Annotated in this window: 21 protein-coding genes and 1 pseudogene; 9 read left to right on the plus strand and 13 right to left on the minus strand. The window is 40.2% G+C overall.

Annotation, left to right across the window (positions count from 1 at the left end; all coding sequences use genetic code 11):
- Positions 1 to 286 precede the first annotated feature (286 nt).
- Positions 287 to 1,108, plus strand: coding sequence for an acyl esterase (locus WAE57_RS14340; RefSeq protein WP_337711107.1), 822 nt, complete (start codon positions 287 to 289; stop codon positions 1,106 to 1,108).
- Between the two features lies 1 nt (position 1,109).
- Here WAE57_RS14340 and WAE57_RS14345 read toward each other — a convergent pair whose 3' ends face one another.
- From WAE57_RS14345 to WAE57_RS14370, 6 genes and pseudogenes are all read right to left on the minus strand, one after another.
- Positions 1,110 to 2,045 carry a glycosyltransferase gene (locus tag WAE57_RS14345; RefSeq protein WP_337711108.1) on the minus strand — a complete coding sequence of 312 codons (936 nt, stop codon included), beginning with the start codon at positions 2,043 to 2,045 and terminating at the stop codon, positions 1,110 to 1,112.
- 191 nt (positions 2,046 to 2,236) lie between these two features.
- A pseudogene (locus WAE57_RS14350) lies at positions 2,237 to 3,108 on the minus strand (lysophospholipid acyltransferase family protein).
- Between the two features lie 193 nt (positions 3,109 to 3,301).
- Positions 3,302 to 3,523, minus strand: a complete 222-nt coding sequence (locus WAE57_RS14355) for a hypothetical protein (RefSeq protein ID WP_337711109.1) — start codon at positions 3,521 to 3,523, stop codon at positions 3,302 to 3,304.
- A 120-nt stretch (positions 3,524 to 3,643) separates the two neighbouring features.
- Entirely contained in the window at positions 3,644 to 4,510 is an 867-nt protein-coding gene (locus tag WAE57_RS14360) for a lysophospholipid acyltransferase family protein (RefSeq protein ID WP_337711110.1), read from the minus strand.
- A 290-nt stretch (positions 4,511 to 4,800) separates the two neighbouring features.
- Positions 4,801 to 6,591, minus strand: a complete 1,791-nt coding sequence (gene aspS / locus WAE57_RS14365) for an aspartate--tRNA ligase (RefSeq protein WP_237787678.1) — start codon at positions 6,589 to 6,591, stop codon at positions 4,801 to 4,803.
- Positions 6,592 to 6,756: 165 nt separating this feature from the next.
- Positions 6,757 to 7,521, minus strand: coding sequence for a DUF4184 family protein (locus WAE57_RS14370; RefSeq protein ID WP_337711111.1), 765 nt, complete (start codon positions 7,519 to 7,521; stop codon positions 6,757 to 6,759).
- Between the two features lie 145 nt (positions 7,522 to 7,666).
- Here WAE57_RS14370 and znuD point away from each other — a divergent pair, with 145 nt between their 5' ends.
- Together znuD and WAE57_RS14380 are read left to right on the plus strand one after the other, a co-directional pair.
- Entirely contained in the window at positions 7,667 to 9,700 is a 2,034-nt protein-coding gene (gene znuD, locus WAE57_RS14375) for a zinc piracy TonB-dependent receptor ZnuD (RefSeq protein ID WP_337711112.1), read from the plus strand.
- Between the two features lie 106 nt (positions 9,701 to 9,806).
- Positions 9,807 to 11,270 carry a phospholipase D family protein gene (locus WAE57_RS14380; RefSeq protein WP_337711113.1) on the plus strand — a complete coding sequence of 488 codons (1,464 nt, stop codon included), beginning with the start codon at positions 9,807 to 9,809 and terminating at the stop codon, positions 11,268 to 11,270.
- A 48-nt stretch (positions 11,271 to 11,318) separates the two neighbouring features.
- Here WAE57_RS14380 and WAE57_RS14385 read toward each other — a convergent pair whose 3' ends face one another.
- On the minus strand, positions 11,319 to 11,777 hold the full coding sequence (locus tag WAE57_RS14385; RefSeq protein ID WP_086175494.1) for a hypothetical protein: 459 nt from the start codon (positions 11,775 to 11,777) through the stop codon (positions 11,319 to 11,321).
- A 184-nt stretch (positions 11,778 to 11,961) separates the two neighbouring features.
- Between WAE57_RS14385 and WAE57_RS14390 the strand changes: the two genes are divergently transcribed.
- The gene (locus WAE57_RS14390; protein WP_337711114.1) at positions 11,962 to 12,420 is read left to right on the plus strand and encodes an RcnB family protein; all 459 of its coding nucleotides are present in this window, start codon (positions 11,962 to 11,964) and stop codon (positions 12,418 to 12,420) included.
- Positions 12,421 to 12,471: 51 nt separating this feature from the next.
- On the opposite strand, the gene WAE57_RS14395 is transcribed toward WAE57_RS14390, so the two are convergent.
- Positions 12,472 to 12,969, minus strand: coding sequence for a phosphate-starvation-inducible PsiE family protein (locus WAE57_RS14395; RefSeq protein WP_337711115.1), 498 nt, complete (start codon positions 12,967 to 12,969; stop codon positions 12,472 to 12,474).
- A gap of 161 nt (positions 12,970 to 13,130) precedes the next feature.
- Between WAE57_RS14395 and WAE57_RS14400 the strand changes: the two genes are divergently transcribed.
- Positions 13,131 to 13,340 carry a hypothetical protein gene (locus tag WAE57_RS14400; RefSeq protein WP_086175460.1) on the plus strand — a complete coding sequence of 70 codons (210 nt, stop codon included), beginning with the start codon at positions 13,131 to 13,133 and terminating at the stop codon, positions 13,338 to 13,340.
- Between the two features lie 68 nt (positions 13,341 to 13,408).
- Here the strand turns inward: WAE57_RS14400 and WAE57_RS14405 are convergent, their stop codons facing one another.
- The 3 genes from WAE57_RS14405 to WAE57_RS14415 form a co-directional block, all read right to left on the minus strand.
- Entirely contained in the window at positions 13,409 to 15,190 is a 1,782-nt protein-coding gene (locus WAE57_RS14405) for an acyl-CoA dehydrogenase C-terminal domain-containing protein (RefSeq protein ID WP_337711116.1), read from the minus strand.
- Positions 15,191 to 15,359: 169 nt separating this feature from the next.
- Positions 15,360 to 17,162, minus strand: a complete 1,803-nt coding sequence (locus tag WAE57_RS14410; RefSeq protein WP_337711138.1) for an acyl-CoA dehydrogenase C-terminal domain-containing protein — start codon at positions 17,160 to 17,162, stop codon at positions 15,360 to 15,362.
- 299 nt (positions 17,163 to 17,461) lie between these two features.
- Positions 17,462 to 18,139 (minus strand): hypothetical protein, encoded by a 678-nt coding sequence (locus WAE57_RS14415; protein ID WP_337711117.1) that lies wholly within the window; start codon positions 18,137 to 18,139, stop codon positions 17,462 to 17,464.
- 137 nt (positions 18,140 to 18,276) lie between these two features.
- Between WAE57_RS14415 and baeS the strand changes: the two genes are divergently transcribed.
- The 4 genes from baeS to WAE57_RS14435 all read left to right on the plus strand — a co-directional run bounded on the left by baeS (position 18,277) and on the right by WAE57_RS14435 (position 23,268).
- Positions 18,277 to 19,938 (plus strand): sensor histidine kinase efflux regulator BaeS, encoded by a 1,662-nt coding sequence (gene baeS / locus WAE57_RS14420; protein WP_337711118.1) that lies wholly within the window; start codon positions 18,277 to 18,279, stop codon positions 19,936 to 19,938.
- Between the two features lie 13 nt (positions 19,939 to 19,951).
- Positions 19,952 to 20,638 carry a response regulator gene (locus WAE57_RS14425; RefSeq protein WP_086175456.1) on the plus strand — a complete coding sequence of 229 codons (687 nt, stop codon included), beginning with the start codon at positions 19,952 to 19,954 and terminating at the stop codon, positions 20,636 to 20,638.
- A 95-nt stretch (positions 20,639 to 20,733) separates the two neighbouring features.
- On the plus strand, positions 20,734 to 22,137 hold the full coding sequence (locus WAE57_RS14430; RefSeq protein ID WP_337711119.1) for a hypothetical protein: 1,404 nt from the start codon (positions 20,734 to 20,736) through the stop codon (positions 22,135 to 22,137).
- A gap of 54 nt (positions 22,138 to 22,191) precedes the next feature.
- Entirely contained in the window at positions 22,192 to 23,268 is a 1,077-nt protein-coding gene (locus WAE57_RS14435) for a DUF5723 family protein (protein ID WP_337711120.1), read from the plus strand.
- Between the two features lie 59 nt (positions 23,269 to 23,327).
- On the opposite strand, the gene WAE57_RS14440 is transcribed toward WAE57_RS14435, so the two are convergent.
- Positions 23,328 to 24,773 carry a protein adenylyltransferase SelO family protein gene (locus WAE57_RS14440; protein ID WP_337711121.1) on the minus strand — a complete coding sequence of 482 codons (1,446 nt, stop codon included), beginning with the start codon at positions 24,771 to 24,773 and terminating at the stop codon, positions 23,328 to 23,330.
- 103 nt (positions 24,774 to 24,876) lie between these two features.
- A complete protein-coding gene (locus tag WAE57_RS14445) occupies positions 24,877 to 26,043 on the minus strand; it encodes an acyl-CoA desaturase (protein ID WP_337711122.1) in 1,167 nt (388 codons plus the stop codon).
- Positions 26,044 to 26,091: the final 48 nt, after the last annotated feature.

Consider the following 26,091-nt stretch of genomic DNA (forward strand, 5'->3'; position numbering starts at 1 on the left):
CTTTGTGTGGTAACTCAACTGATAGCTCTAGTCCTTATGTTTTTCAAGTCAATTTCTTATCCGCGATTCGGGTTACTTTATTGTTTATTTCTAAAATCATTTGAATAGCAACATGGAGTTTTTATGTTTTGAGTTAATGTAATATTAAAAAATTATTTTTCATAAGAATAATATTTTATTGCATATGTCTATTTTTTTAGCTGGGGACAAATAGCTTGTGAAACTATGTTAGATTATTTTTAATGATGTTATTATTAAAAGCAATGTTTATAAATATCTTATTTTTATGTCTGATTTTATTCGAAAAATAGAAGGAGATCTAATCTTCTCAAAAAAATATACGTTTTGTACTTTGATGACCCGTTATGATGAATATTTGGAAATGGTCGAAAGTGCTAAACTTGCAGGATTTGATAGTGAAGATATTGAATTCTTTTTTTTTGACAATAAAAAATCGAATCAATTTGATGGTTATAGTGGTATTAACCGTGCTTTACGTGAAGCAGAAGGACGATACTTAATCTTTTGTCATCAGGATATTCTTTTTAAATATGATTGTAGAGAAGTTCTTGATCAAAGATTACAAGAACTCGAATGTATTGATCATAATTGGGGAGTCGCAGGGAATGCAGGTAAAAATGAGAATGGTAATACTTATATTCGTATCTCAGATCCACACTTTTTAGACTTAAAACATGGTGAATTTCCTGAATCTGTAATGAGCCTTGATGAAAATTTCTTGATTATTAATCGAAAGCATAATCTTTCTACGACTGAGTTTCTCTTGAGAGGATTTCATCTATATGCGATAGACTTGTGTCAAAATGCTAGAAATTTAGGTTTAAAAAATTATGTAATTGATTTTCATTTATATCATAAAAGTCCTGGAAAAGTTGATCAAAGTTATTTTGAGGCGCAACAGGATTATATGGACATGCAATATTTTAGGAAAAAATCTCAATTTTTTTGGGCAATGTGTTCACAATTCTATGTATCTAACAGTCGGTTAAAAAATATTTTTTTTAATTTGAGACGCATATTGCGTTTAGCAAGGACTATACTCAAGAAAAAAGATAAAAATATTAAGCAGAAATGTGAAAAAATTTAGATCAAGAAAACTTTATTAAAATTTCATCAATTCTGTTTTTATAGGTATGGAATTTTTCTACTTTATACATTGCTAATTTAGGTTCAATATCAATAGCTTGAATTTTTGTCGATAATTCAAGCGGATTTGAAAAACAGATAATTTCACTATTAATATCAAAGGCAAAATCCAAGTCTTTAACATACTCGCTGACTAATATACTGCCACATGCAGGCGCTTCAAAGCAGCGCATATTCATACCCTGACGTATGTTTGTCTTATTAATCATATTTAACACAAAACGGTGCTGTCGATATAAATTAGCGACTTCAGTCAGCGGAATATTATGAGGATGAACATTACAATCCGGTTTATGCAGTTGATGCCAGCCTTTGCCATAAATGGTCAATGGCACAGGAATCTGTTCAATTAATTCCTGACGGTCTTGGGACCAAGCACCAATAAATAATAGTCGATCTTTTTTGGGAGTATCATTGGCAAAGAAAACATTGGGGTTAAATGCCAATGGCAGATATGCGGTTTTTTCTAAGCCGATTTTCTGAGCATCTTCAACAAAGCTTGAGTCCGTAAAGCAATATAAATCAATAACATCTTTGGATTTAAGCAATCTTTCATCAAAAAAATCACCAATCCAGTGTGCTTTTTTTGCTTTGGATTCATGAAGTACTTTTAGCAAATGCTCGTTAAAATAAAATAGATCCGCAATTAAAATCAGATCAGGCTGAAATCCTGCTAACTTTTTTTTAAGCAGGTTTGCTGTATATTTATCTTTATTGAAAATGAGCTTCTTGACTGTGCGTTCAAGGTTATTGTTGTGATTTAATGCAAAACCCTGAATATTATATTCTTGATTTGGAAGATCTGAGGCAAGTAAGTTTTCATACCATTGCAGAATACCGCCTCGTTTTCCGATGATCAGTATTTTAAATTTTTCCATCAGAATTTATTCACATTCCCTTTTGAAACGGTGTAAAGAAAAATTAACATAATTCCTCATTTGTCTACTTAGGTATGACGATGATGGACATTAGAGAATTTAGGATGGGGGTTTTTAATAAAAGAGAAGTTTTCAATTATGCCATTCTCGAGAATTAATCACAACTTTGTAAAAATCTAACATATCTGTTTTTATTTATTTCTATTATAAATATTCTTTCCTCCTTCAACTTTACGAAAATGCTTATAAGACCAGACATACTGCTCAGGCGCAACATTAATCATCTCTTCTAGATTCTGATTCAAGCGATCTACAGAAGTTTGTAAATCTTTCGATAAAATCTCATGTGATAGTGGTGAACAATGAATATTAAATCCACAACATCCATCACGAATACAACTGAGACCTTATGATATTGCACTGTGTTTTACTAGCTAGTTTTGAAACTAGAGTAGTGGATAATGTCTTTTGACCAAAAAAAATAGAATAAATACCTCCGGATGCTTTGGGAAGGTGGTCCGGCAAAATGAGAGTCAATCTACCCTGCTTAAGGTGTTTAAAGATAGCACGTACACCATTTTCATCTGTAGGGACAAGAGTTGCATTCAATTGTTATCTTGCTTCTAACATAAAACGATCTACTGCTTTATTTTTATTCGGCTTGTACATAATTATGGGGGAGCAATATTGATTAAGCCATGCATTTAGAAGTTCCCAACAGCCAAAATGACCAATAACAACAATTACACCCTTTTTATTGGCTAAAGCTTCAGTCAAGTGCTGTTTCCCATAAATATTTTTTAATAAACCTAGATTATATTCAGGAGACATTCCTCCAACATTTAATTGATTCAACGTAGGTCATACATTGGTTTATTAGGCTTTTTTTGATAAGAACTTTATGTTGTTGTGCGCTTAACTCTGGATAAGCTAATTGCAGATTAATCCGTGTAATTCGCTTCATGGATGAATTATAGTTATATAAAAGGAAGCCAATCCAAGACGTAATCAATTGCAGAACCGATAGAGGCAGTAAGGAAACAAGTTTGAATAAAAAATACATAAAAATGCACAACTCTTTATAACCAAGATAATTATAAAAAGAAAGTTTTGGAAAGAGTTTTATTGCATCAAAGATGCTGCGCCATTTCTAAAATATAGAGAATAAAATTAAAATTCTTTAGAACAAAATAAAGAAAAACAAATTATTAAAACCACTGAAGAGCATAGAGCATTCAGTGGGATGGGGGAGTAAATTATTGAGGTTTATCCGGATTACCCTTCAATACCATATAAATCAAGCCGACAAAAATAAGTAAGGCCCCACCTAAACTACTTACACAAAAATAAAGAATGCGTTCATTGGTATCCATGTTAAATAAGCCATTGGCCAAAATGTAACGCATGAAAAGCCATTGTGCGATAGAGAACACAATCAACATGATGCCACGATTACGAACAGCAGGACGCATAGCCATAGCTTGCTTAACTCAATAATGGAAAAACAGGGCTATTATGCCATTAGCAAGCATCAATCTCAATTCATTCCATTTGAGTGTTCTGCTGACCTAATTCAAGATGTGAAGGGAAATCTATGTTTAAACGCTATAAGGGTTAATATTTCCATAACAATTTCTAAAACGTTTATAAGACCAAATATACTGCTCTGGCATTTTTGTAATCATGAGTTCCATTTCCTGATTTAAGCATTCAACACTTTTTTGCAGATCTTTTGATAAAATCTCATTTGATAGTGGAACACATTGAACAGTAAAACTGGAAGTATCAGGATTTCTTATACAGCTTAAACCAATTACATTACACTGAGTTTTATATGCCAATTTAGAAACAATGGTGGTGGATAAGGTATTTTGCTGAAAAAAATGAGCATAAATTCCTCCCGAAGGTTTAGGTAAATGATCGGGAAGAATGACGGTAAGGCCACCTTGCCTTAAGTGTTTGAAGATAGCACGTACACCAGTTTCATCGGTTGGAACCAATACTGCATTGGTCTTTTGACGCGATTCTAAAATATAGCGGTTAATGCCTTTTATCTTATTCGGCTTATACATAATCATTGGCTGAGTATGAGTGCAGAGCCAGGCATTTAAGAGTTCCCAGTTACCAAAATGTGGTACAACGACAATAACGCCTTTTTGATTGCTCAAAGCTTCTGTTAAATAGTTTGCGCCATGAATTTTATTTAAAAGTTTTAAACTGTATTGAGGCGACATACCCCAGCATTTAATGCATTCTACATAGCTTAAGCATTGGCTTCGAATACTGTCATGGAGCAGTTTTGATCTTTGTGCCGCTGTCAATTCTGGATAAGCAAGCTTTAAATTAATACGAGTTATGCGTTTAAAGGATGAATTTCTTATACACAGTAACCATGCTGCAAAGCAGGCCAGATTTTGCAAAATGCGTAAAGGTAGCAAGGCTAAAACTTTTAGAATGAAATACATGATTTGTTAGAATAGACTCTTAAGATATGAGGTTGGATTAGAATTTTGGCAAGAGTCTAAAAATCTAAGATAGAACTGATCAAAAAAGAAGAGAGTCTTAACAACAAAATATAAGCAATTAAATCAATGTTATATTGTACACATGGGTTTGATTCTTAAACAGGATAGCATATAGCGTTTAAGAAACTATTATCAAAAATCATCAAAATTTTAATCATTGTGTATTCTATTTTTGAAGCAATAAAAAACCCTGCATAAAGCAGGGTTTTTTATTGCTAGTTAAAGAAGAATTAAGCTTCTGCTTTAGTTTCAGCTTTAGGTTTTTCGCGTAAACGAATACCCAAATCACGCAATTGGTTACCTTCAACTGGAGCAGGTGCTTGAGTAAGCGGACATTCAGCAGTCTTGGTTTTTGGGAATGCAATCACGTCACGAATTGAAGATGAACCCGTCATCAACATTACAAGACGGTCAAGACCAAATGCCAAACCACCGTGCGGAGGCGCACCAAATTTCAAGGCATTTAACAAGAAGCTGAATTTCTCTTCTGCCTCTTCTTCACCAATGCCTAAAGCTTCAAAGATGGCTTTTTGCATTTCAAGATTGAAGATACGAAGTGAACCACCACCGATTTCAGTACCATTCAATACCATGTCATAAGCAACAGAAAGCGCAGCACCTGGGTTGTTCTTCACTTCTTCAACGCTTGATTTAGGCAGCGTGAATGGGTGATGAACAGAGGTCCATTTGCCATCATCAGTTTCTTCGAACATAGGGAAGTCAACAACCCAAAGTGGAGCCCACTCGCAAGTTGCCAATTTCATGTCGTGACCGACTTTAATACGTAAAGCACCCATTGCATCATTTACAACTTTCGCTTTGTCCGCACCGAAGAATACGATATCGCCATTTTCAGCACCAACACGTTTCAACAAATCAAGCACGATTGGTTCGATGAATTTAACGATTGGAGATTGAAGACCTTCGATCCCTTTTTCAAGTTCGTTGACTTTAATGTAAGCCAAGCCTTTCGCACCGTAGATGCCCACGAATTTAGTGTATTCGTCAATCTGGCTACGCGGTAAAGCGCCAGCACCTGGTACGCGAAGCGCAACGATACGACCTTTAGGGTCTTTAGCAGGGCCTGCGAATACTTTGAACTCAACGTCTTGCATCATGTCTGCAACGTCAACAAGTTTCAAAGGAATACGCATATCCGGTTTGTCAGATGCATAGTCACGCATTGCATCTGCATAAGTCATACGCGGGAATTTATCGAATTCAACGTTTAGAAGTTCTTTGAACATCTTAACTGTTAAACGTTCCATTAAATCCATGATGTCATCGTCACTCATGAACGATGTTTCAACGTCGATTTGGGTGAATTCAGGCTGACGGTCAGCACGTAAGTCTTCATCACGGAAACATTTAGCAATTTGGTAGTAACGATCGATACCGCCAACCATCAACAACTGTTTGAACAATTGTGGAGATTGTGGAAGTGCGTAGAAACTACCGTTAGAAACACGACTTGGAACTAGATAGTCACGCGCACCTTCAGGCGTTGCACGCGTCAAGATAGGAGTTTCAACGTCTAAGAAACCATTTTCTTCGAAGTAGTTACGAATCAGGTTGGTTAATTTAGAACGGAAACGTAGGCGATCTAACATTTCTGGACGACGGATGTCCAAGAAACGGTATTTCAAACGTACTTCTTCAGAAATATTTGTGTTTTCGTCATTCAATGGGAATGGCGGAGTTTCAGAAGCAGCAAGAACTTCGATCTCTTTACCAAGAACTTCGATTTGACCGCTAGTGATATTCGCGTTTTCAGTACCTGCATAACGACGACGTACACGGCCTGTAATTTTTAATACGAATTCTGAACGTGATTTGTCCGCAGTTGCGAATGCTTCAGGAGTATCTGGATCGATAACCACTTGCACTAGACCGTCACGGTCGCGCATATCAAGGAAGATTACACCACCGTGGTCACGGCGACGGTGTACCCAACCGCATAATGTTACGGTTTGGTCAATTTGAGCTTCGGTTAAAGAACCGCAGTAATGAGTTCGCATCATAGCGTTAGAAATCCAACTATATGGGTTAAGGAAAGCACATACGTAAACAGCGTACTGCTTTTATTCGAATGTTGAATTATGCCTCTTTGAAGCATAGGTCACAAGAACTACTACCAAAAACACCATGATTTTGACCTGGGAGCGATTAAAGTATCGGTTCGAGAATTATCCCAGGCGATGATTTCTGTCAAAAAATAAAAATAGAATGCAGCCTAATGTGAATGTGATTAATGCACCCTGACTAAATTCATTGATGGCTCGACCAGTAAAATAATAGAGATCCGATTGCCAAACTTCTGATGGAATATACCGTGCATAATCCCAAACCGAAATATTGCCCATTATCAAAGAGAGGCTGACTAAACCGATTGCAAAGGTTTTAATCTTACGGCTGATTTTAAAATGTTGCTGATACTTCTGATAATAGTGCAGACTCATCCAAGCTAAAAATGGCAAAGCCAAGGCAGATGTCCCGATTTGTAATACCCGATGCATCGGGTAGGTCTGTCCGAGTAAATTGACCGATTGTGCTAAAAAATCCCGAAAGGCAAACGTACGAAAATCAATATGCGTCAGTCCGTCCCAAATCAGATGTGTCGCTGTACCGATGATTAATGCAACACAAACAGTGATGATAAATTTAATCACTGATCCAAAACTATGTAGATTTAAATCGTGTTGAATACCCACAAAACGATACATCGCAGGGCGATAAATCCCATACCACAAGGCGCAAAATCCGAGTCCAATCCATAAGTTGGGATGAATCAGAGACGTCCAAAGGTGTGTCACATTGGATTGTTCTTGGGTAAATAAACGATAGAGGTCTGGCACCATACAACCAATCGCAAGCGCTGCAACGGGAAGCATATGTCCAGTAAGTTTGGAAATAGGAGGGGCAAGTACCGCGTGAGATAAGGTAAAAGGCATCTAAAATTATTTAAGAATCTATCGTTATGGAATAAAACTTGAAATAGTTTAACTCAAGCATCAGAAATGAAATGTTTTTTATTGCAAAAAAAATGAAATGTTATAATATAACGTAATTCAAAAATCGCAGCTTTGAGCCAGTTCCATGTTTTTCCATAAGAATTTAATTACCTTGTCTATTTTTGCCGTTGTCGCACCTGCTGTTTTTGCCGATGAACTCCCTCAAAGCCAACAATTAGAAACAATCAAATTGCAGGCACATCCTTTAGTCCAGTCGGCTGCAGATTTTGCAGTGGCCGATCAGTTGATTGATCACAAAAAGCTTGCTGAAGGCGGCACGACCATTGGTGATGCTTTGGCTGGTGAGCTTGGGGTGACTTCGAACCAATATGGTTCAGGTTCAAGCCGTCCGGTTATTCGCGGACAGGATGGCGCGCGGGTCAAAATCTTGCAACATGCCTCTGAAACAGCAGATGTATCCACTCTTTCACCAGACCATGCAGTAACCGTGGATCCTGTTTTAGCGAAACAGATCGAGATTATTCGTGGACCATCAACTTTACTCTATAGCGCAGGGACAGTGGGTGGACTGGTTAATGTGACAGATAATAAGATTCCCACCCAAATACCGGAAAAGGGTTATCAAGGACAGCTGGGCTTACGTTATAACAGTGGTAGTGATGAAAAACTGGCCAGTGCAGGGGCGACCGTTGCTTTAACTGATCAAGTGGCATTACGTGTTGAAGGGTCAAAACGGGATGCCAACAGTTATATTGCGCCAGATTATGTTCATGAGGGTGAAAAAGAACGTCGTGTAGGTAACACCTTTGCTGAAGGCGAGACAGTCAATATTGGATTGTCCTGGATTCATGACCGAGGCTTTAGCGGGATTTCATATAGCAACCGTCAGGACCAGTATGGCTTGCCGGGCCATAGCCATGAATATGAAGATTGTGCGGTATCAGGGAATTCATTAATTGGTTGTGGCCAGCAGCCAGGACATACGCATGAGGAAGAACATGCTGCTGGACCGTGGGTCGATCTAAAAACAGAGCGCTATGATTTTCGCACTGAATTAAGTGATCCTTTTGCTGGTTTTCAAAAACTTCGTGCTCATGCCAGCTATACCGACTACAAGCATGATGAAATTGAAGAAGACAATATTGCCACGACTTTCAAGAGTCAAGGCTATGATGCGCGTTTGGAATTGCTGCATCATCCTATTGCCAACTGGGAAGGGGTAATCGGTGGGCAGTATAATCAGCAAAAGCTTGATATTGATGGTGAAGAAGCTTTACTGGATCCGACCAAAACCCAAAAGTGGAGTCTGTTTGCTTTAGAGCATAAACAGTTTGATGATGTACATGTTGAACTTGGCGCACGTCTAGATCAGCAAAAAATTGAGATTGATTCCAATAAAAAAGATTTTGATGATTATGGTTTTTCCTATTCAGGCGCCGTGAACTGGGAATTTGCACCGAGCTATAAATTGTCTCTGGTCGGCTCTCATCAAGAGCGTCTGCCTCTGGCGCAAGAACTGTATGCCAATGGTAAGCATTTCGCGACCAACACTTATGAACGTGGTAATGAAAATTTAAGCGCAGAAAAATCCAATAATCTGGAACTTGGTCTGCATTATGAGCAGGATAAGTTTGATTACCATGTGCATGTCTATCACAACTGGTTTGATAACTATATTTATGCCCAAACCTTGGATAATTTTAAAGATTTCCGCCTGGTTGAATATACTCAGGACAAAGCCAAGTTCTATGGCGCTGAAGCAGAAGCTTCTTATGCTTTAACCGACACTTATAAACTGGGTGTATTTGGCGATTATGTACGTGGCAAAATTGAGGGAGAAAATGCACCGCGTGTTCCGGCAGGCCGCCTCGGTACAAAAGTAGATGCAAGTTTTGATGATCACTGGTCAGGTTTGGCTGAGTATTACCATGTTTTTAATCAGGACAAGATTGCCAGCTATGAGTCTGAAACAGATGGCTATAACATGCTGAATCTGGGACTGTCTTATGCTGGTCAATTGAAAGATCGCAATGATTACCGTGTCTATTTCAAAGCCAATAACCTGCTGGATGAACAGGTTTATTCGCATGCATCGTTCCTGTCCAATATTCCGCAAGTGGGGCGTAATTTTACCCTCGGTTTAGAATTGGGTTTTTAATCTGAAGCTGGGCAGGACATGCCAGTTGAAACTGGCATCACAGAAATCCTCTTGATAAATCAAGCAATAAAACCTAGTCTGATGCCATTGGACTAGGTTTTTTGTTATGCGTATTTTTCAACGAATTCATCAGAAATTGAATTGGTCACGCCGTCGTTATGTCAGTGTGATTGTCGGTTTGCTGGCTTTGGGTTATCTCTCATCGGCCATTTATCATACCTATAAACCCTTGCCTGAAGGCCTGGATTTTACCGGTAAGTTGCGGCATGCCGAGGTGAAATTTATTGCAGACCAAACCTATCTCGATGCGAGTGGAAAACAGCAGCAAGATCATCATATTTTTAATGAAATGTTAAAAATGATTGATGAAGCACAAAGTACGATTGTGCTGGACATGTTTTTATTCAATAGCGAAGTCGGGGAGTCGACGCTACCCCACCGGGCACTGGCGCAACAACTCACCGATGCCTTGATCTTAAAACGCGGTGTGCAGCCAAATATTGAAATTAAGGTGATTACCGACCCGATTAATTCTGTCTATGGTGGTATTGCACCCAAGCATTATCGTCAGTTGCGTAATGCAGGTATTGACGTGATTGAAACGGATTTAAGACCGCTACGTGCATCCAACCCATTGTGGTCTGGTTTCTGGTATATCTGTTGTCAGGATGCTGGCAATAATCCTGAAAAAGGCTGGTTAAGCAATCCGTTTGGGAAGGAAAAAATTACCCTGCGCAGCTATTTTAACCTGTTTAATTTTAAAGCCAATCACCGTAAAACCCTAGTGGTAGATACTGCTCAGGGTTGGAAAGCACTGGTGACTTCTGCCAATCCGCATGATGGCAGTTCACGTCATTCCAATGTTGCCTTGCTGGTAACGGGCAATACAGCCATTGACGTATTGAAGACCGAGCAGGCTGTGGGCCGGATGTCCAAAGGCGATATTCCAATGGTGATTGTGGGTGAATTTGAAGCTGAAAAGTCTTTGCCGCAAGTTCAGGTTTTGACAGAAAAAGCCATTTATGATGCAACACTCAAACTGATTGAAACCGCCAAACCCAAAGAGCAGATTGATCTGGCGATGTTCTACTTGTCAGAACGGTATATTGTTAAAGCCTTGATTGCTGCACATGAACGTGGGGTTAAAGTCCGAGTACTGCTGGATCCGAATAAGGATGCGTTTGGGCGGAAAAAAAATGGCATTCCCAACCGGCAAGTCGCCTCTGAATTGAATGATGCGGGTGTGCCTGTACGTTGGTGCAATACCCAAGGTGAACAATGCCATAGCAAGATGATTATTAAATCAAATGCTCAGCAGTCTGAACTAATTTTAGGTTCTGCTAATTTCACTGCACGGAATATCAAAAACTATAATCTGGAAACCAATTTACGCGTGGTCGGTTCATCACAAGCGCCAGTGTTTACAGATGCTCAAACCTATTTTGATGGTGCCTGGTCGAATCTGAATGGTAAAAATATGAGTGTCGATTACGGTCAATATGCAGATGAATCGAAACTGAAATATCTGATTTACCGTTTTATGGAGTGGAGCGGATTGTCTACCTTCTAATACTCCTCCCTTTGATAAAGGGAGGTCAGGAGGGATTCAAGCGCGTTCTTAATTCTTAGGTTCAGGATTCGGTGGAACGAGTTTATCCAAATCGGCATCTTTCATTTTATCCAGTTCTTTTAAATCCGTTTTAATTTTCCACTGGTTTTCATCTTCAACCGGCTGAGGTAAACGCGCTTCTAACCAGTCACAAACGACATCGGGTGGAAAATCTGGATGGTTGCATTGAATCACCCAAGCCAAAAATTCTTTGGCTTCACCATTCATATAAGGTGGCGGAGATACGGGTAAAAACTGTGTTGGTAAACGTTCATTCTTGGAAATGTAATTCAATACATGACCCAGTTCCTGTACGGTTTGCCATGCCAGAGGATGTTCAACATTGATTTGAAATTTAAACCACCATGCATGTTGACCATCTGAACCATAAGCATTAATTAAAGATTCTTGAATACTTGGAACCTTGCAAAAGAATTGATGTAGGCGGTCAAAACTTAAATCAGACACTTTGTTTGATCCCGTAATAAAAAACAGTATTTTAACATATTCATGATTTGAGCCGAGATGTGTCTGAAGAGAAAATCAGCGAAATATTTAATTTACAAAACTTTGCATTTGCTGTTTTTTTATTCATTTTTTATCCTAAACTAGGAATTAAAATAAGTTTTATATCGTATGTTTGGTGGCTCTTATGAAATTAGCAGTTCTTTGTGCTTTGAGTGGCATGGTGCTCTTTGGAGCTTCTGCAACAACGCAGGCGGAAAATCGCTGGTCAAATTATCGCGGGGTAGATACCACTCGCTACCAACCTCGTCCTTATTATCCCCATAACAATTATCCTCAAAATAACTATCCTCATCAGCAGCAACATTATCCACAGCACTATCCGAATGATCCGCAGCGTTCACCGCATCATCAGAATTATCCGACCATTCAGAATGGCATCAGTATTCAATATCAGGCACCAACCACCATTACACAAAATTCTCAAAGCTATAGCTGGGTGAATGGTGATCCGAGAACGGCCCGCATTGAAAGTTCAACCACGACCTTTATCAGTGATTGGCAACGTTTGGGTTTGCCCGCACCACCGAATGGCACTTATTGGATTTTTGAAAATGGGCGTTATATGTTGGTGCCGAATCGCTGAAAATCCCCCTAAGTCCCCCTTTATCAAGGGGGACTTTTTAATAAGGAGTTTCTAAGCCAGCTCGTCATCTTGTGGTCGTGGGGTTTTACCTTCAGGCAGAGGGTTTTCTGAATGTTTGTCACGAATCACGGAAGGAAAAGTCCAGGAAGCATATCGGACAATTAAAATCGCAAAAGCCAGAATTAGGATTGAACCGGTAATAATGATCAAATCCATATCCGCCTTATGGTCGTGTTGGATATCTGAGATCAATAAGCGAGTGAGTGCTGTAATGGCGATATAAATCAGAAAGCGAACCGGCATGTGGTTGGTCTTAAAATAGATTCCGACCATGGCACCCAGTTCTAGATAGATAAACAATAAAAGAATGTCATCAATCGTGGCGAATTGATTTACCGCCAAAATTTCAAATACGGTATGTCCGGCAGACCAGATCACCATACAGCCAATAATAAATAGGGCAATGTAGTGAAAGCCTTCTACTGCAATATTGCCAAAACGGTCGAGGAGGGCTTCTATCTTTTCTACTTTAGAATCACGGTTTGTCATCTCTACCTCCTATACTTATCAATTGATATTTCATTAAATAACAAGCAAATTTCATGCACATATCAACCGCTAAACAAAAAAACATAATTTTTTTTGTATTTTTTTTATGCGAAATTCATGTAATGTAGAGAGTGTTGTTTTAAATCTTAGGGAAAAAGAAAATGATAGAAAAAATTCAAACAAAAATTAATGAATTGCAAGCCGGAAAAAAACTCATATTGGGTTCAGGGATTGAAATTAGCCATATGCAAAATATTGTCGATCTATGTGAATCATTGGCGACTACAGGTGTGATTAAAATTGTAAAGATTAATCATCCAGAACAAAGCGGTAAAAAAACCGCAGATTCAATTATTATTGAAAAAGTTTAAGCCCTTCTGGGATTATAAAAAACGCCTGCAATTGCAGGCGTTTTTTTATCGCTTATTTTTGTTCAGGATTAAGCCTGGCTAGTAAAGTAGTCTTCAGAGAAGTTCATGACCACTTCAGAACCTGCTTTGATTTTCGCAATGCGTACTGCAAGTTCAGGCAAAACACGTTGTACGAAGTAAAGTGCAAGTGAAACTTTATTGCTGTAGAAATCACCTTCTTTCGCACTTGCAGCTTTTGCAATTTTCGCAAACATATAAGAGAAGCTGAGCAAGCCGACTGCATGTAGATAGTCAACTGCCGCTGCATTCGGGAAGTCGATGCTTTCTTTTGCAGCTTCAATAATGTACTGCGTTACCGATTGAATTTCTGCTGCTGCATCTAAAGTGGCATCTTTGATGAAGTTTAGGTCAGCATCAAGGTCGTTGGCAAAGTCACGGATTTCTTGAATATATTCTTCAATAAATGCGCCGCCACATTTAATGGTTTTACGACCGATTAAATCTTGTGACTGAACACCATTGGTACCTTCGTAGATTTGTGAGATACGCAAGTCACGGATACATTGCTCCATACCCCATTCACGGATAAAGCCATGACCACCAAACACCATTTGCGCATCTAAAGTTGCGTTAAATGCTGTGTCAGTCAGGTAAGCTTTTGCGATTGGTGTTAATAGGGCAACGCGGTCATTGGCTTTCTTCACTGCTTCTGCATCGGTCGAGAATTTGGTGATGTCGAGCTGTTGACCTACATATACTGCAAAGGCACGAGATGCTTCGTTGTTGGCACGTGCATTAAGCAACATGCGACGTACATCGCCATGGACAAGAATGCTGTCTGCTGGTTTTTCTGGAGATTTCACACCTACTGCACTACGACCTTGTAGGCGGTCAGTCGCGTACTGTGCAGCGTTCTGGTAAGCAAACTCAGAAGCACCTAAGCCTTGGATACCCATAGACAGACGTTCGTAGTTCATCATTACGAACATCGCAGCCAAACCTTCATTTTCTTTGCCAACCAGGTAGCCTTTGGCGCCGTCAAAGTTCATCACGCAAGTTGCAGATGCCTTGATCCCCATCTTGTGTTCAATCGAACCCGGGCCTGCTGAATTGCGCTCACCCAAAGAACCATCGGCATTCACAATGAATTTCGGCACAATGAATAGTGAAATACCACGTGAACCGGCAGGTGCATCCGGAGTTTTTGCCAATACCAAGTGAATGATGTTTTCAGCTAGGTCGTGGTCACCACCGGTAATGAAAATTTTAGTACCAGTGATGTTATAAGTGCCATCTTCATTGCGCTCAGCTTTGGTTTTGATAATGCCTAAGTCAGTCCCTGCGTGCGGCTCGGTTAAGCACATGGTACCAGACCATTCGCCAGAGTAAATTTTAGGAAGATAGGTTTCTTTTTGTTCTTGAGATGCATAACTGTTCAATGCCATGCCAGCACCTACAGAAAGAAGCGGGTAGAGCATGAATGAGGGGTTAGTAGCGAACAGCATTTCATCAGACAGTACAGTCAGCATTTTAGGCATTTCCTGACCGCCCCATTCCGCGTCAGCACCTAAGCCAATCCAGCCACCTTCAGCATATTGCTTGAATGCTTGTTTAAAGCCTGCCGGGGTAGTCACATTGCCATTTTCAATTTTAGCGCCTTCTTCATCACCTGTACGGTTCAATGGAAGGGTCACGTTTTGCGCAAATTTCGCCATTTCCTCAAGAATAGCTTCCGCAGTCGCAGCATCAATATGAGCAAGGTTTTCATTGGCTTGCCAGAATTGTTCTGCATTAAAAACATCATTAAGGATGAATTTCATATCCGCAAGAGGCGCATTATAGATTGGCATAGTGAGTCACCTGTTTATTGTTTGAGTCAGTTCGGTTTGATCAGTCTAATAGATGAAAATTCATGTTGTTAGACGACTAAAGGTTAATTTTTTGTTGATTTGATAAAGAAAAAGGACTGCCAAAACCATGACCGTCCTTTTTCTCACATCAGTTTAAAATGTCATGCACTTAGAATGCGAAGTGTTCAGCATCTAAAGACAACAATGGCTCTACACCACCTGCGATCACGTCAACGTGTGAGCGAACGCGTGGAAGAATTTTCTTGAAGTAGAAACGGGCAGTGGTCACTTTCGCGTTGTAGAAATCTACATCAGTTGTGCCAGCCGCTAATGTTTCTTGAGCAACAAGTGCCATACGAGCCCATAAATAAGCAAGCGTTACATAACCCGAGAAGTATAGGTAGTCAACCGCAGCTGCACCAACTTCATCCGGATTTTGCATTGCACGCACACCAATCTGCATGGTCAAATCACCCCACTCTTTGTTAAGAGCAGCAAGCGGTTCAACAAATTCTTTCATTGCAGCATTGTCTTTGTTTGCTTCAGCAAATTTATGGATGATCTTGGTGAAGTCTTTCAACATTGCACCTTGAGTACCCAAAACTTTACGGCCTAATAAATCCAGTGCCTGGATTTCAGTAGTACCTTCGTACAAGCAGGCAATACGGGTATCACGAACAATTTGTTCCATGCCGTGTTCAGAGATGAAACCATGACCACCGAACACTTGAACCCCGTGTTTTGCAGATTCAGAACCAGTTTCAGTCAAGAAGGCTTTGGCAATTGGAGTCAATAAAGACAGCATGTTGTCTGCAGCTTTACGTTCTTCTTCAGTTGTACCGTGTTCAACTACATCAGCGTATTGAGCCAATAAGTACACCAGCGCACGACCAGCTTCTGCATATGATTTTTGAGTTAAAAGCATATTACGTACAGCAGGGTGAACAATAATCGGATCGGCTTCTTTTTCTGGCGCTTTAACACCTGAAAGTGAACGCATTGCCAAACGGTCTTTGGCATAGGCAAGTGCACCCTGGAAAGATGCTTCAGAAGCTGAAAGGCCTTGTACAGCAGTACCGATACGTGCAGTGTTCATGAAAGTGAACATGCAGTTCAGACCACGGTTTTCAGGGCCAATCAGGAAACCTTTTGCGTTATCGAAGTTGATGACACAGGTTGCATTACCGTGAATACCCATTTTGTGTTCAATTGAACCACAACGTACAGCATTGCGTTCGCCCACTGAACCATCTTCGTTCAGGTTGAACTTAGGCACGATGAATAGTGAAATCCCTTTAGTACCTTTAGGTGCACCAGGAAGACGAGCAAGTACGATGTGAACAATGTTCTCAGCCATGTCGTGTTCACCAGCAGAGATAAAGATTTTCTCGCCAGAGATTGCATAGCTACCGTCAGAATTTGGTTCAGCTTTGGTACGGATGATACCCAAGTCAGAACCTGCATGAGATTCAGTCAAGCACATGGTACCTGTCCAAACACCTGAAACCAGATTTGGCAGGTAAGCATCTTTTTGTTCTTGAGAACCGTGGTGTTCTAAAGTACGGACTGCACCGTGAGAAAGACCAGGGTACATACCCCACGCCCAGTTCGCAGTACCGACCATTTCAGAAATAGTGATACCTAAAGAGTTCGGCAAGCCTTGACCGCCATATTGCTCTTCAGCAGAAAGAGAAGGGAAACCAAGTTCGATATATTTTTGGTACGCTTCTTTAAAACCAGTCGGAGTTGTAACAACGCCGTCGTTCCAAGTACAACCTTCACGGTCGCCAACTTGGTTAAGAGGAGAAAGTTCGTTTTCACAGAAGTCTGCAGCAGCTTCCAGATATTGGTCAACCAACTCACGGCTTACGCTTTCCTGGAATGCAGGTAATTTTCCGTAATGTTCTTCTGCATTTAAAAGTTCATGCAGAACGAATTGCATATCACGTAAGGGCGCTTTGTATTGTGGCATATCGTTTTCCTCAATACTGGTTTGTACCAGCGTTAATAATTCTAAATAAACATTGGAACGTATCTTCAATGACACGTATTTCTATGGCTCAATCGTGCAACATCTTCTTAGTTGGTACAAGCTTTAGGGGCTTTTTCTTGGTGACTGTAAAGTCAAAGATTTCTTACTTGAAATTGCTAAGTATCTTGAGTGTAAATGCTTTTATGGTTTTGTTAGTGGCATAAATAGTCAAATTGTTCACTTTTTGACAGGCAAGAAAAAAGGCGCAGAGTTGCGCCTTTTTTAATTTTGGGTAAATTTTATGATGCCGGTTTTGCAGTTGCGGGAGCCATCGGGGCTTTAGGCTGAAAGCGGACTTCACATTTACCATTGATGGTATGTGTGCCCATTTTGACTTGAACAGCCTTACCGTTGGGCTGACCTTGGCAAGCCTTTAACATGGCTTGCTGATGTGCCTGATGTTGAGCCAGGCGCTGATCAAATTGCCTGGTCAGTTCTGCGCGTTTGGCATCAGTAAGCGGTTCTGCCGATTGCATTGGCATGCCTTTCATGTGCATACCCTTCATTTCACCGCGCATAGGCTGATGGTCACCTTGCATATGCATACTTTCCATCTCACCATGCATGCCCATCATCTCTTTATGCATGCGCTTCATCTCTTGACGGTCTGCTTTAAAGCCTATGCTGCAGGTACCATCAATGGTTTTTTCACTGGTTTTAATTTGTACTGCAGCACCGACCGCTTTACCGTCACAGGTTTTCTGGAACTGCTGCATCATTTGTCGACGTTCAGCACGTGACTGCTGGAACTGTTCATGCTGTTCGGGTGTCATTTTACGATCGTGTTGGCCATGATGCTGTTTCATCATTGGCTTGTGGTCGCTATCTGGAACCGTATTGGCTGATTGGCAAGCGCTCAAAGCACTCACGCTTAGCACGCTGGCAGTAATTAAAGCCATTTTTTTCATGGAATTCATTGTTGTTATCTCCAAGAGAAATACAGTAAATTTTATCAGTTAAAGATTAAATAATAATGATGAAGAAACAATGGAGAGTTTTTTGAGATCGGGTTGGTTACAATAACAAGTTGAGAACAAATATTGAGACTTCACTTTTGAAAATTCGCCGTGTTCCGATTGCCTTACGCCTGTTTTTGACGGTATTACTCACCACTTTGGTGATTACGACCGTCAGCCTGGGGGTATTGCACTGGACCATGCAAAAGAATTTCACCCGCTATGTGGCGGATGTCGAAATGCAGAAGCTGGATCACGTGATCAGCAATCTGGCCGGAGTATATTCAGTCTATCATGACTGGGGCAATGCCATTCAGGCTCAAATCCTGCAAATTGAAGGAACTGCTGCCCCCGATGATTATGACAGGTTGTCACGTTGGTGGTTACGTCGTCAATATGATATTGCCTTGCAGCAGCGTTATTTTCAGGAAAATACCTTGCTCAGTGTTACACCGAGCTTAAATCAGGCGGAACATAGCAAACCAGTCCTGGATGCGGAAGAACTCCGTATGATGAAGCTAAATTTACCTTCTGAATATCAGCCCTTTGAAGGACTCAAGTTTCCTTTAAGTGCCAATCAGAATGTATTCCGTCCAGACCGAAAAACTGATGCGCGACAAACAGATCCAGTATCTAATCCAAACAAAAAAAAGCAGTTTATTTCCATGCCTGACCGTCTGGGACTCAGTTCGCGTTTGTCCTTGTATGATGCCAATAAACAGTTTGTGGTGGGTGAGCCTTCAGATAGTCCAGTGTCGTATCGTCCGATTATGGTGAACGACAAAGTGGTCGGTTATTTGGGATTGAAGCCGGTACTGGATCAGGATGATGCCATAAGTATCAATTTCTTTAGTAATCAAAAACGCTATTTATTATTGGTTTATGGCTTAACTTTTCTGACCAGTTTAATTGCGGCTTTATTGTTGGCTACTTATTTTAAAAAGCCGATTCAGCGTTTGCTGCAAGGTACCCGTGAACTGACCAAAGGCAATTTTCAGCATCAGGTGACCGTTAACCGAAATGATGAACTTGGTGATTTATCGACAGAATTGAACCATCTTGCGGTGATTCTGGATCAACATGAACAATCACGCCGTCAGTGGGTGGCAGATACTTCACATGAATTAAAAACACCACTTGCAGTGCTGCAAGCACAAATTGAAGCCATGCAGGACGGGATTCGAAAACCGACACCGGAACATTTTGAATCCATGCTGCGTCAGGTGACCAGTCTGAAAAAATTGACTCAGGATTTGGCTGATCTGGCTCAGGCAGAAGCCCAACAATTGAAATGCTATATAGCAGAAGTAAACCCGTGGAATGTGGTATTACAAGAAGTTGAAAACTTCAAACCTAAATTTGCACAGGCCGATTTATCTGTTTCGGTGCAAGGTGAAGGTGCGAATTTACAATTAGATATAGATCGTTTTAAACAAATTATGGTCAACTTACTCGGCAACAGTATTCGTTATACCGAAGCAGGCGGAGAAGTTCGTGTGCATACTGAACAGTCTGAAACGGAGTGGAGCGTGATTGTTGATGACAGTCCGCTTGGGCTAAGTGATGAACAATTGTCACGTCTAGGTGAGCGTTTCTATCGTGTTGATGATTCACGGACACGCAGTACCGGGGGAACAGGCTTAGGTCTGGCATTATCTGGTAAGATTGCCCAGGCATTGGGCGGGAAATTGAGTTTTGAGCATTCTCCATTAGGTGGTTTGCGTTGCAAACTGACTTTTCCAAAACAGTTAAACAAATAAAGGGATAACATTCATGAAACATGTCATGCTGGTTGAAGATGAAGTTGAACTTGCACAGTTGGTGCGGGACTATTTGGAAGCTGCGGGTTTTGAAGTCAGCATGTTTCATGATGGTCAGGAAGCATATGACAGCTTTCTGCAACGCAAACCCAGTTTGATGATTTTGGACCTGATGGTTCCACGTATGGATGGTTTGACCATTTGCCGTAAAGTGCGTGAACAGTCTGATTTGCCGATTATTATGGTGACTGCGCGTACTGAAGAAATTGACCGGGTATTGGGCTTGAACATGGGTGCAGATGACTACATTTGTAAGCCTTTTAGCCCCAAAGAGCTGGTCGCGCGTGTACAAGCAGTGTTGCGTCGTTTAGACCGTCAAGTTGAGCCGGAACAAAACAGCCTGTTCCGTATGGACAAAGCCCAGCAACGTATTTGGTATCAACAAAAAACCTTGAACCTGACCCCAACCGAATTCCGTTTATTGGAATTGTTCCTGGAACATGTAGGACAGGTGTATTCACGTGCGCAATTGCTGGATCATATTAACCCAGACAGTTTTGATGTCGCGGACCGTGTGATTGACAGCCATATTAAAAACCTACGCCGTAAAATTTCTGATGCTGCTGAAACCGGTAATCGTCATGAGTGGATTCAGGCGGTGTATGGGGTGGGCTATCGTTTTGAATATCCTGAGGATTGAATAAATAAATATTTTTTTAGCATTGTAAAGCTCCTTTAAAATGATTATTTTTTAGGGGCTTTTTTTATTTATAATTTTTAGAGGGTAGGGGTAAAATGATTTTAAAAAAAACATTACTAGTACTAAGTTGCTCTGTGTTTTTAGTGGCTTGTGGTGGAGGTGGAGGTGGGTCTTCTTCATCTGATGGAACAGATAGTGGACAGGTAACGACACCTGCTTTAGATTTAGAAAAAGCAAAACAACTTGTCAAAACGACCAATGCTATTGTTTCTTATTATGATGGTTTTCAAAATATTGCTGATCAATATAAAGTTCCTGCACAAGTCATAAATGACACATCTTCAGATTTGAGCAGTGCAACGAATTTATTATTAGTGATTGTAGAGGTTGTTACTCAGGATGCACAGGGTCAGACCAAAACTTATACGGCGCAACAAATACAGGATTTAATTAATCAAGATTATTCACGTAATTTTAAATTTAAGAGCAATAATTTAACGGTTCAGGTTACGAGTACTTCTATTACCATTTCAGGTAATGCCAGTGTCCAATATTGGCAAGCGTTTAATTGGGATAAAGTTGCAGCAGACAATGTATTGAATAATTTCAGTCAATTATATAGCAATCCAGCATACTCAATTTATGGTGATGATGCTGAAGTTACGGTATCGAATTTGGTCTTAGAAGCGCCGTTTATTGATACCGCTCGCACAACTTATAATTATAAGATTCAGAATAATGGAAAAATTTCTACCAAGAATCTTAAAAATCAAACTGCGAGTTTTAGTTTCACTGCCGATAGTACAGCATCTATGGTTTATGCTACCGCAGATACAATGGAAAATCGTAAAGATATTCCGAATCAAGCAACAATGAGTTTAAAAGGACTTTTGTTTGAAAGTGCAGATGTGAAAGCCAATTTAGCAGAAGTTTCTTTAATTGCACGCAAAGCTATATTTAATAATGGTGTTGGAATTCAAGAACAATTGATTCCATCTGAATTAGTGCTGAAAGGTCTTGTAAGTTATCAGCAGGAATCCTTGAATTTAGAAGCCAAATTTAATTTGAATAATGATTTATCTAAAGCTATTGATGTTAGTGCTGGACAGGAAACATCGACTAATTTCATCAATGCGAATTTAAATGTCAAATTAAGTGGTAACTTAAAAGGTGCCAATGCAGTACCTACACCATTTAGCATTGATATTACCGCAAAACGTGCTGAATTTACCAAAGGTACAGCGACTGTTGCCGTTGTCGTTGATAAAAATGCATTGGATATTGAGTTAACTGCAAAAGACTTAGATCAAGACCATCAAATTATTGCGGGTGTGATTAAGCATAAAAATGGAGCATCCATCAGTATTGCAGATGTACAGAATTTTACCTCAGCGAATATTATGGTTGCAGGAAAAAGTTACGGCACACTCACTAAAAATTCATCTGGGCAATATGTGGTGAAATTTAGTGATGACACAATAACTTATATCGCTCCTTAATCTAAAACTTAACTTTGAGAAGAAGGCAGCATTTGCTGTCTTCTTTTATATCTAATGAAAAAATATTTATTCATATTGGCTGTAAGTTTGCCATACTCTGCTTATGCGGAAAAAACGATTCAATACAGTATAAATGCAGATATTTATAGTGAGCCTGTTAGTGTACATGCCTTTTTAAATGGTTGGGAAACCCCTGATTTTAAAAAAGGCAATAATGCCTTTGCGCATGGGAAAATGAAATTAGAAACCAAACAGGATAATTGGACTGTAGGTTGGGTTTGGGCTTATGACTATCAGATTCATTTTAGTGATGATATGGCAAAGCTATATTATCAAATTGAAAATGATCAGTTAATTGATGCAAATAAACATAATCAATTGGAATTAGAAGCTCAGCATGTCGAAACAGTGGGAACTCGTTTTGCCTATGATTGGAAAGTTCATCCTGATTGGACAATTGTGACAGGGGCAACGGCGCTTATCGGCCGTCATTATGTGGATGGTAAATTTCAAGCAACAGGCCAAACAACCAGTATGACTGAGTTGATGGATAGAGTAGCTTGGTTAAATGGTTCATTGGATTATAGTTATGACCGTCCTGCATTAAAAGAAGATGAATTAGGCTGGGATGGAAGAACTAATAAAGGTTATGGCTATGCCCTAGATTTTGGTTTCAATGGACAAATCAAAAGAGATTGGAATATTACTCTTCAGGTCGATGATTTATTCAGTTACTTATATTGGGATAATGCTCCATTTACACGCTACAATCTTTATTACGATCAAAATCAGCGTCCTCGAATAGATTTAAGTGGACAATTAAGTAAGAGTAAACAGTATCGTCAAAAACTGCCTGTGAAATTAAGTTCGGAAATTAGCTATGAGGCTCAAACTAAACCTTGGAGTGCGAGCATCAGTAGTTTTTCAAATGAATATATAACATTAGCTCAACTCAATGCCTTTTGGAAAACGGAACAATTAAAATATGGACTGCATATAGAGCCGCAAACACATGCTTGGGGGTTATCAATACAGCATAAAAATTTTGGTGCTAAATATATGACTGACGATTTAGAGAGCAATCAGGCACATCGTTTTAGTGCCTCTTTATATGCCCAATATCACTGGTAAAACCTTTCAACATTAAAATGTCCTAACAAGAAAACGGAGCATATCGCTCCGTTTTCTTGTTAGGAAGAACAACTCACCATCACTTCCGGAACATCACTCGGCAAGGGACCTAAATCTTCAGGCTGCTCTAAATCGGGTTGTTTAAGATAAGGCTGACTCAACAACTTAAACAAACGTTCGACTTCAGAAAAATCATCCTGTTCCGCCAGTTCAATCGCTTTTTGCGCCATATGGTTGCGCAGAATATATTGCGGATTGGCTTTAACCATTTCAGCATCCAGTTCAGCACAATCCTGATTTGCCCGAATACTTTCATATTGAGCTAGGAAACTTTCAAATTGGCGGCGATCCAGGCAGTCATCTTTAATCGTCTCAAACTGTTTGTTCTGAAGTCGAATAAAGCTTTCGGTGTAGTCCAGTTGCTCCGTTTGTAAAATTCGTAAGAACGCCATACCACAATCAAAACTGTCTTTATGGAAACTTGGCAAGCCCATTTTTTGACAAAGCCCAACTGTATAATATTCTAGGAAAGTAGGCTCAAAATGCTCTAAACATTGCGCTAAATCTTCTTTGAACTGTTCTTTTTCAGCAGGATCTTTTTTTAGCCGAATCAGGTTATTCAGCCACATCCATAAATTCCAGTGCCCAATACTCGGCTGCTGTTGATAGGTATAACGGCCTTGGTAATCCGAGTGGTTGTTGATCCAGTTCGGGCGGAAGCGCTCCATAAAACCATAAGGGCCAAAGTCGAGCGTTGAACCGGTGATATTCAGGTTGTCGGTATTCATGACTCCATGGGCAAAGCCTACCAGTTGCCACTTGGCAATCATCACCGCAGTACGTTGGATGACTTTAGTTGCGAAAGCCAAAACAGGGTGTTCGGCTTCCAGACATTCTGGATAATGCCATTCCATACATTTCTGTACAAAGTCTTCTAAAAGCTCAGGCTGATACTGGTTGATCCATTCAAAATGGCCGAAGCGGATATGACAGTCTGAAGTACGCAGCATCATCGCACCAGGTTCCAGTTTTTCCCGTTGTATGCCTTGGGTCGAAGAAGTAAAACCAACTGCATTACTGGAAGCAATCCCTAAAGCATTCAGAGAATGACCGGCCAGATATTCGCGAATCACTGAACGTAATACGGCACGTCCATCACCCATACGCGAGTAGGGGGTAGAGCCGGCACCTTTTAAATGCAAGTCGATGGTTCGATTGTTCTTATCCAGAATTTGCCCGATCAGCAAGCCGCGCCCGTCGCCGAGTTGTCCTGCCCATTGTCCAAACTGATGTCCTGCGTAGACCATGGCAAGTGGTTCAAACTCGGCAAAGGTTTTTTGTCCACTACAGATTTCCACCCATTGAGCTTTATCTGCATCCGACCACTGTAATTCATCAGCCAGCGCAGCATTGAAATGACCGGCTTTTGCTCCTTTTAAGGGAACAGGCATTTGATGATGAAAAAGCTGGGGATTGAGCGAGGGGTAACGCGGATTAAATTGCATGGTAACAATCTATAAAAATCGGGGGAGACCAGATCACTATAGCAAATTTAAACGGCTAAAATGAATAAAGCCCCAATAATGGGGCTTTATATTGACTCCGGTCTTATTCAGACACAGGGTTCTTTTTAATATTGCGCATTAAAATTTTCAAGCTATTACGATGATGAGCAAGGCGCTGTTCCACCAGTTGGAAATCCACTTTTAATTTGTTATCCATCTGATGAATTTTTTCAGCTACCGAAGCTTTTTTCACCTGAATCTCTTGTTCTTTCAGTTTGGCCCAGTCATTTAGGGTTTGGGTAAATGCTTCATATTCCTGAGCAATACGAAGTTTAGCCGTAGCCATATCTTCATTAACGTTGTGACCATAAACTGCCAAATCTTGTTCAGCATATTTAAAACGCATCGCCAGTTCCGCTTTTTTGATATTAAAGCTTGGAATACGGCGCAAGTTTTTAGCCAAACCGAGTTTTGAGCATGACCAGATCAACCATTTGGTTGGGTCATATTGCCACCATTTCACTCCATTACGGTAGTCATACTGGAAGATGTGGTGGTAGTTATGATAACCCTCACCCCAAGTTGCAATAGCTAAAATGAAATTGTCGCGAGCCGTGTTTTCGTCAGTATATGGACGTTTGCCCCACATGTGACAAAGTGAGTTAATAAAGAAGGTCACGTGATGGCTAAGGATTAGACGCAGTAAACCGCCTAATAACAATACGCCCCACATATCCCCCACAGCCCAGCCTACAGTCGTAAGAATAACTGCATGTACGACGATCACCAGTGGAATGTAGTATTTGTCCTGAAACATCACCACTTTGTCATTTAACAAATCGGGTGCGTTTTTATAGTTTTTTTCTGCTGCCGGATAGTTGCGTAGCATCCATCCCATATGCGCATACCAAAAGCCGTTATTAATTGAATAGGGATCTTGATCGACATCATCTACATGGCGGTGATGGGTACGGTGACCTGAAGCCCAGAACAAAATACTGTTCTGAACAGCAAAAGTACCCATAATCATTAAAATAATTTTTAATGGAAGAGTCGCTTCATAAGCACGGTGTGCCCATAAGCGGTGGTAACCCGCAGTAATCCCTAAACTACTCACACCGAGTAGTACAAATAAGCTGATCCATGCGCCTAAGCTAAAATCATGATGATAAGCATATAAAGGGATAGCGATTACAGCCACAATTGGTAAAAGTACCAGTGCGAATACTGCAATCCAGTTAATTGGGGCTTTGGGTAAGGGAGCATTCATCTCCAACAGCACTCCTAGAACCTGTTAAAGGTAAGGTATAAACGAATT

This window comes from Acinetobacter sp. NS-4, from assembly GCF_037402435.1.
In the GTDB taxonomy this organism is placed as follows: domain Bacteria; phylum Pseudomonadota; class Gammaproteobacteria; order Pseudomonadales; family Moraxellaceae; genus Acinetobacter.

Coding starts and splice junctions, on each gene's coding strand:
- WAE57_RS14355 (WP_337711109.1), bottom strand. CDS start 3,523: ATGGCTATGCGTCCTGCTGTTCGTAATCGTGGCATCATGTTGATTGTG.
- WAE57_RS14405 (WP_337711116.1), bottom strand. CDS start 15,190: ATGCCAATCTATAATGCGCCTCTTGCGGATATGAAATTCATCCTTAAT.
- WAE57_RS14440 (WP_337711121.1), bottom strand. CDS start 24,773: ATGCAATTTAATCCGCGTTACCCCTCGCTCAATCCCCAGCTTTTTCAT.
- WAE57_RS14395 (WP_337711115.1), bottom strand. CDS start 12,969: ATGACAAACCGTGATTCTAAAGTAGAAAAGATAGAAGCCCTCCTCGAC.
- WAE57_RS14390 (WP_337711114.1), top strand. CDS start 11,962: ATGAAATTAGCAGTTCTTTGTGCTTTGAGTGGCATGGTGCTCTTTGGA.
- WAE57_RS14415 (WP_337711117.1), bottom strand. CDS start 18,139: ATGAATTCCATGAAAAAAATGGCTTTAATTACTGCCAGCGTGCTAAGC.
- WAE57_RS14400 (WP_086175460.1), top strand. CDS start 13,131: ATGATAGAAAAAATTCAAACAAAAATTAATGAATTGCAAGCCGGAAAA.
- WAE57_RS14340 (WP_337711107.1), top strand. CDS start 287: ATGTCTGATTTTATTCGAAAAATAGAAGGAGATCTAATCTTCTCAAAA.
- WAE57_RS14430 (WP_337711119.1), top strand. CDS start 20,734: ATGATTTTAAAAAAAACATTACTAGTACTAAGTTGCTCTGTGTTTTTA.
- WAE57_RS14435 (WP_337711120.1), top strand. CDS start 22,192: ATGAAAAAATATTTATTCATATTGGCTGTAAGTTTGCCATACTCTGCT.
- WAE57_RS14345 (WP_337711108.1), bottom strand. CDS start 2,045: ATGGAAAAATTTAAAATACTGATCATCGGAAAACGAGGCGGTATTCTG.
- WAE57_RS14445 (WP_337711122.1), bottom strand. CDS start 26,043: ATGAATGCTCCCTTACCCAAAGCCCCAATTAACTGGATTGCAGTATTC.
- WAE57_RS14360 (WP_337711110.1), bottom strand. CDS start 4,510: ATGTATTTCATTCTAAAAGTTTTAGCCTTGCTACCTTTACGCATTTTG.
- aspS (WP_237787678.1), bottom strand. CDS start 6,591: ATGATGCGAACTCATTACTGCGGTTCTTTAACCGAAGCTCAAATTGAC.
- WAE57_RS14425 (WP_086175456.1), top strand. CDS start 19,952: ATGAAACATGTCATGCTGGTTGAAGATGAAGTTGAACTTGCACAGTTG.
- WAE57_RS14380 (WP_337711113.1), top strand. CDS start 9,807: ATGCGTATTTTTCAACGAATTCATCAGAAATTGAATTGGTCACGCCGT.
- znuD (WP_337711112.1), top strand. CDS start 7,667: ATGTTTTTCCATAAGAATTTAATTACCTTGTCTATTTTTGCCGTTGTC.
- WAE57_RS14370 (WP_337711111.1), bottom strand. CDS start 7,521: ATGCCTTTTACCTTATCTCACGCGGTACTTGCCCCTCCTATTTCCAAA.
- WAE57_RS14410 (WP_337711138.1), bottom strand. CDS start 17,162: ATGCCACAATACAAAGCGCCCTTACGTGATATGCAATTCGTTCTGCAT.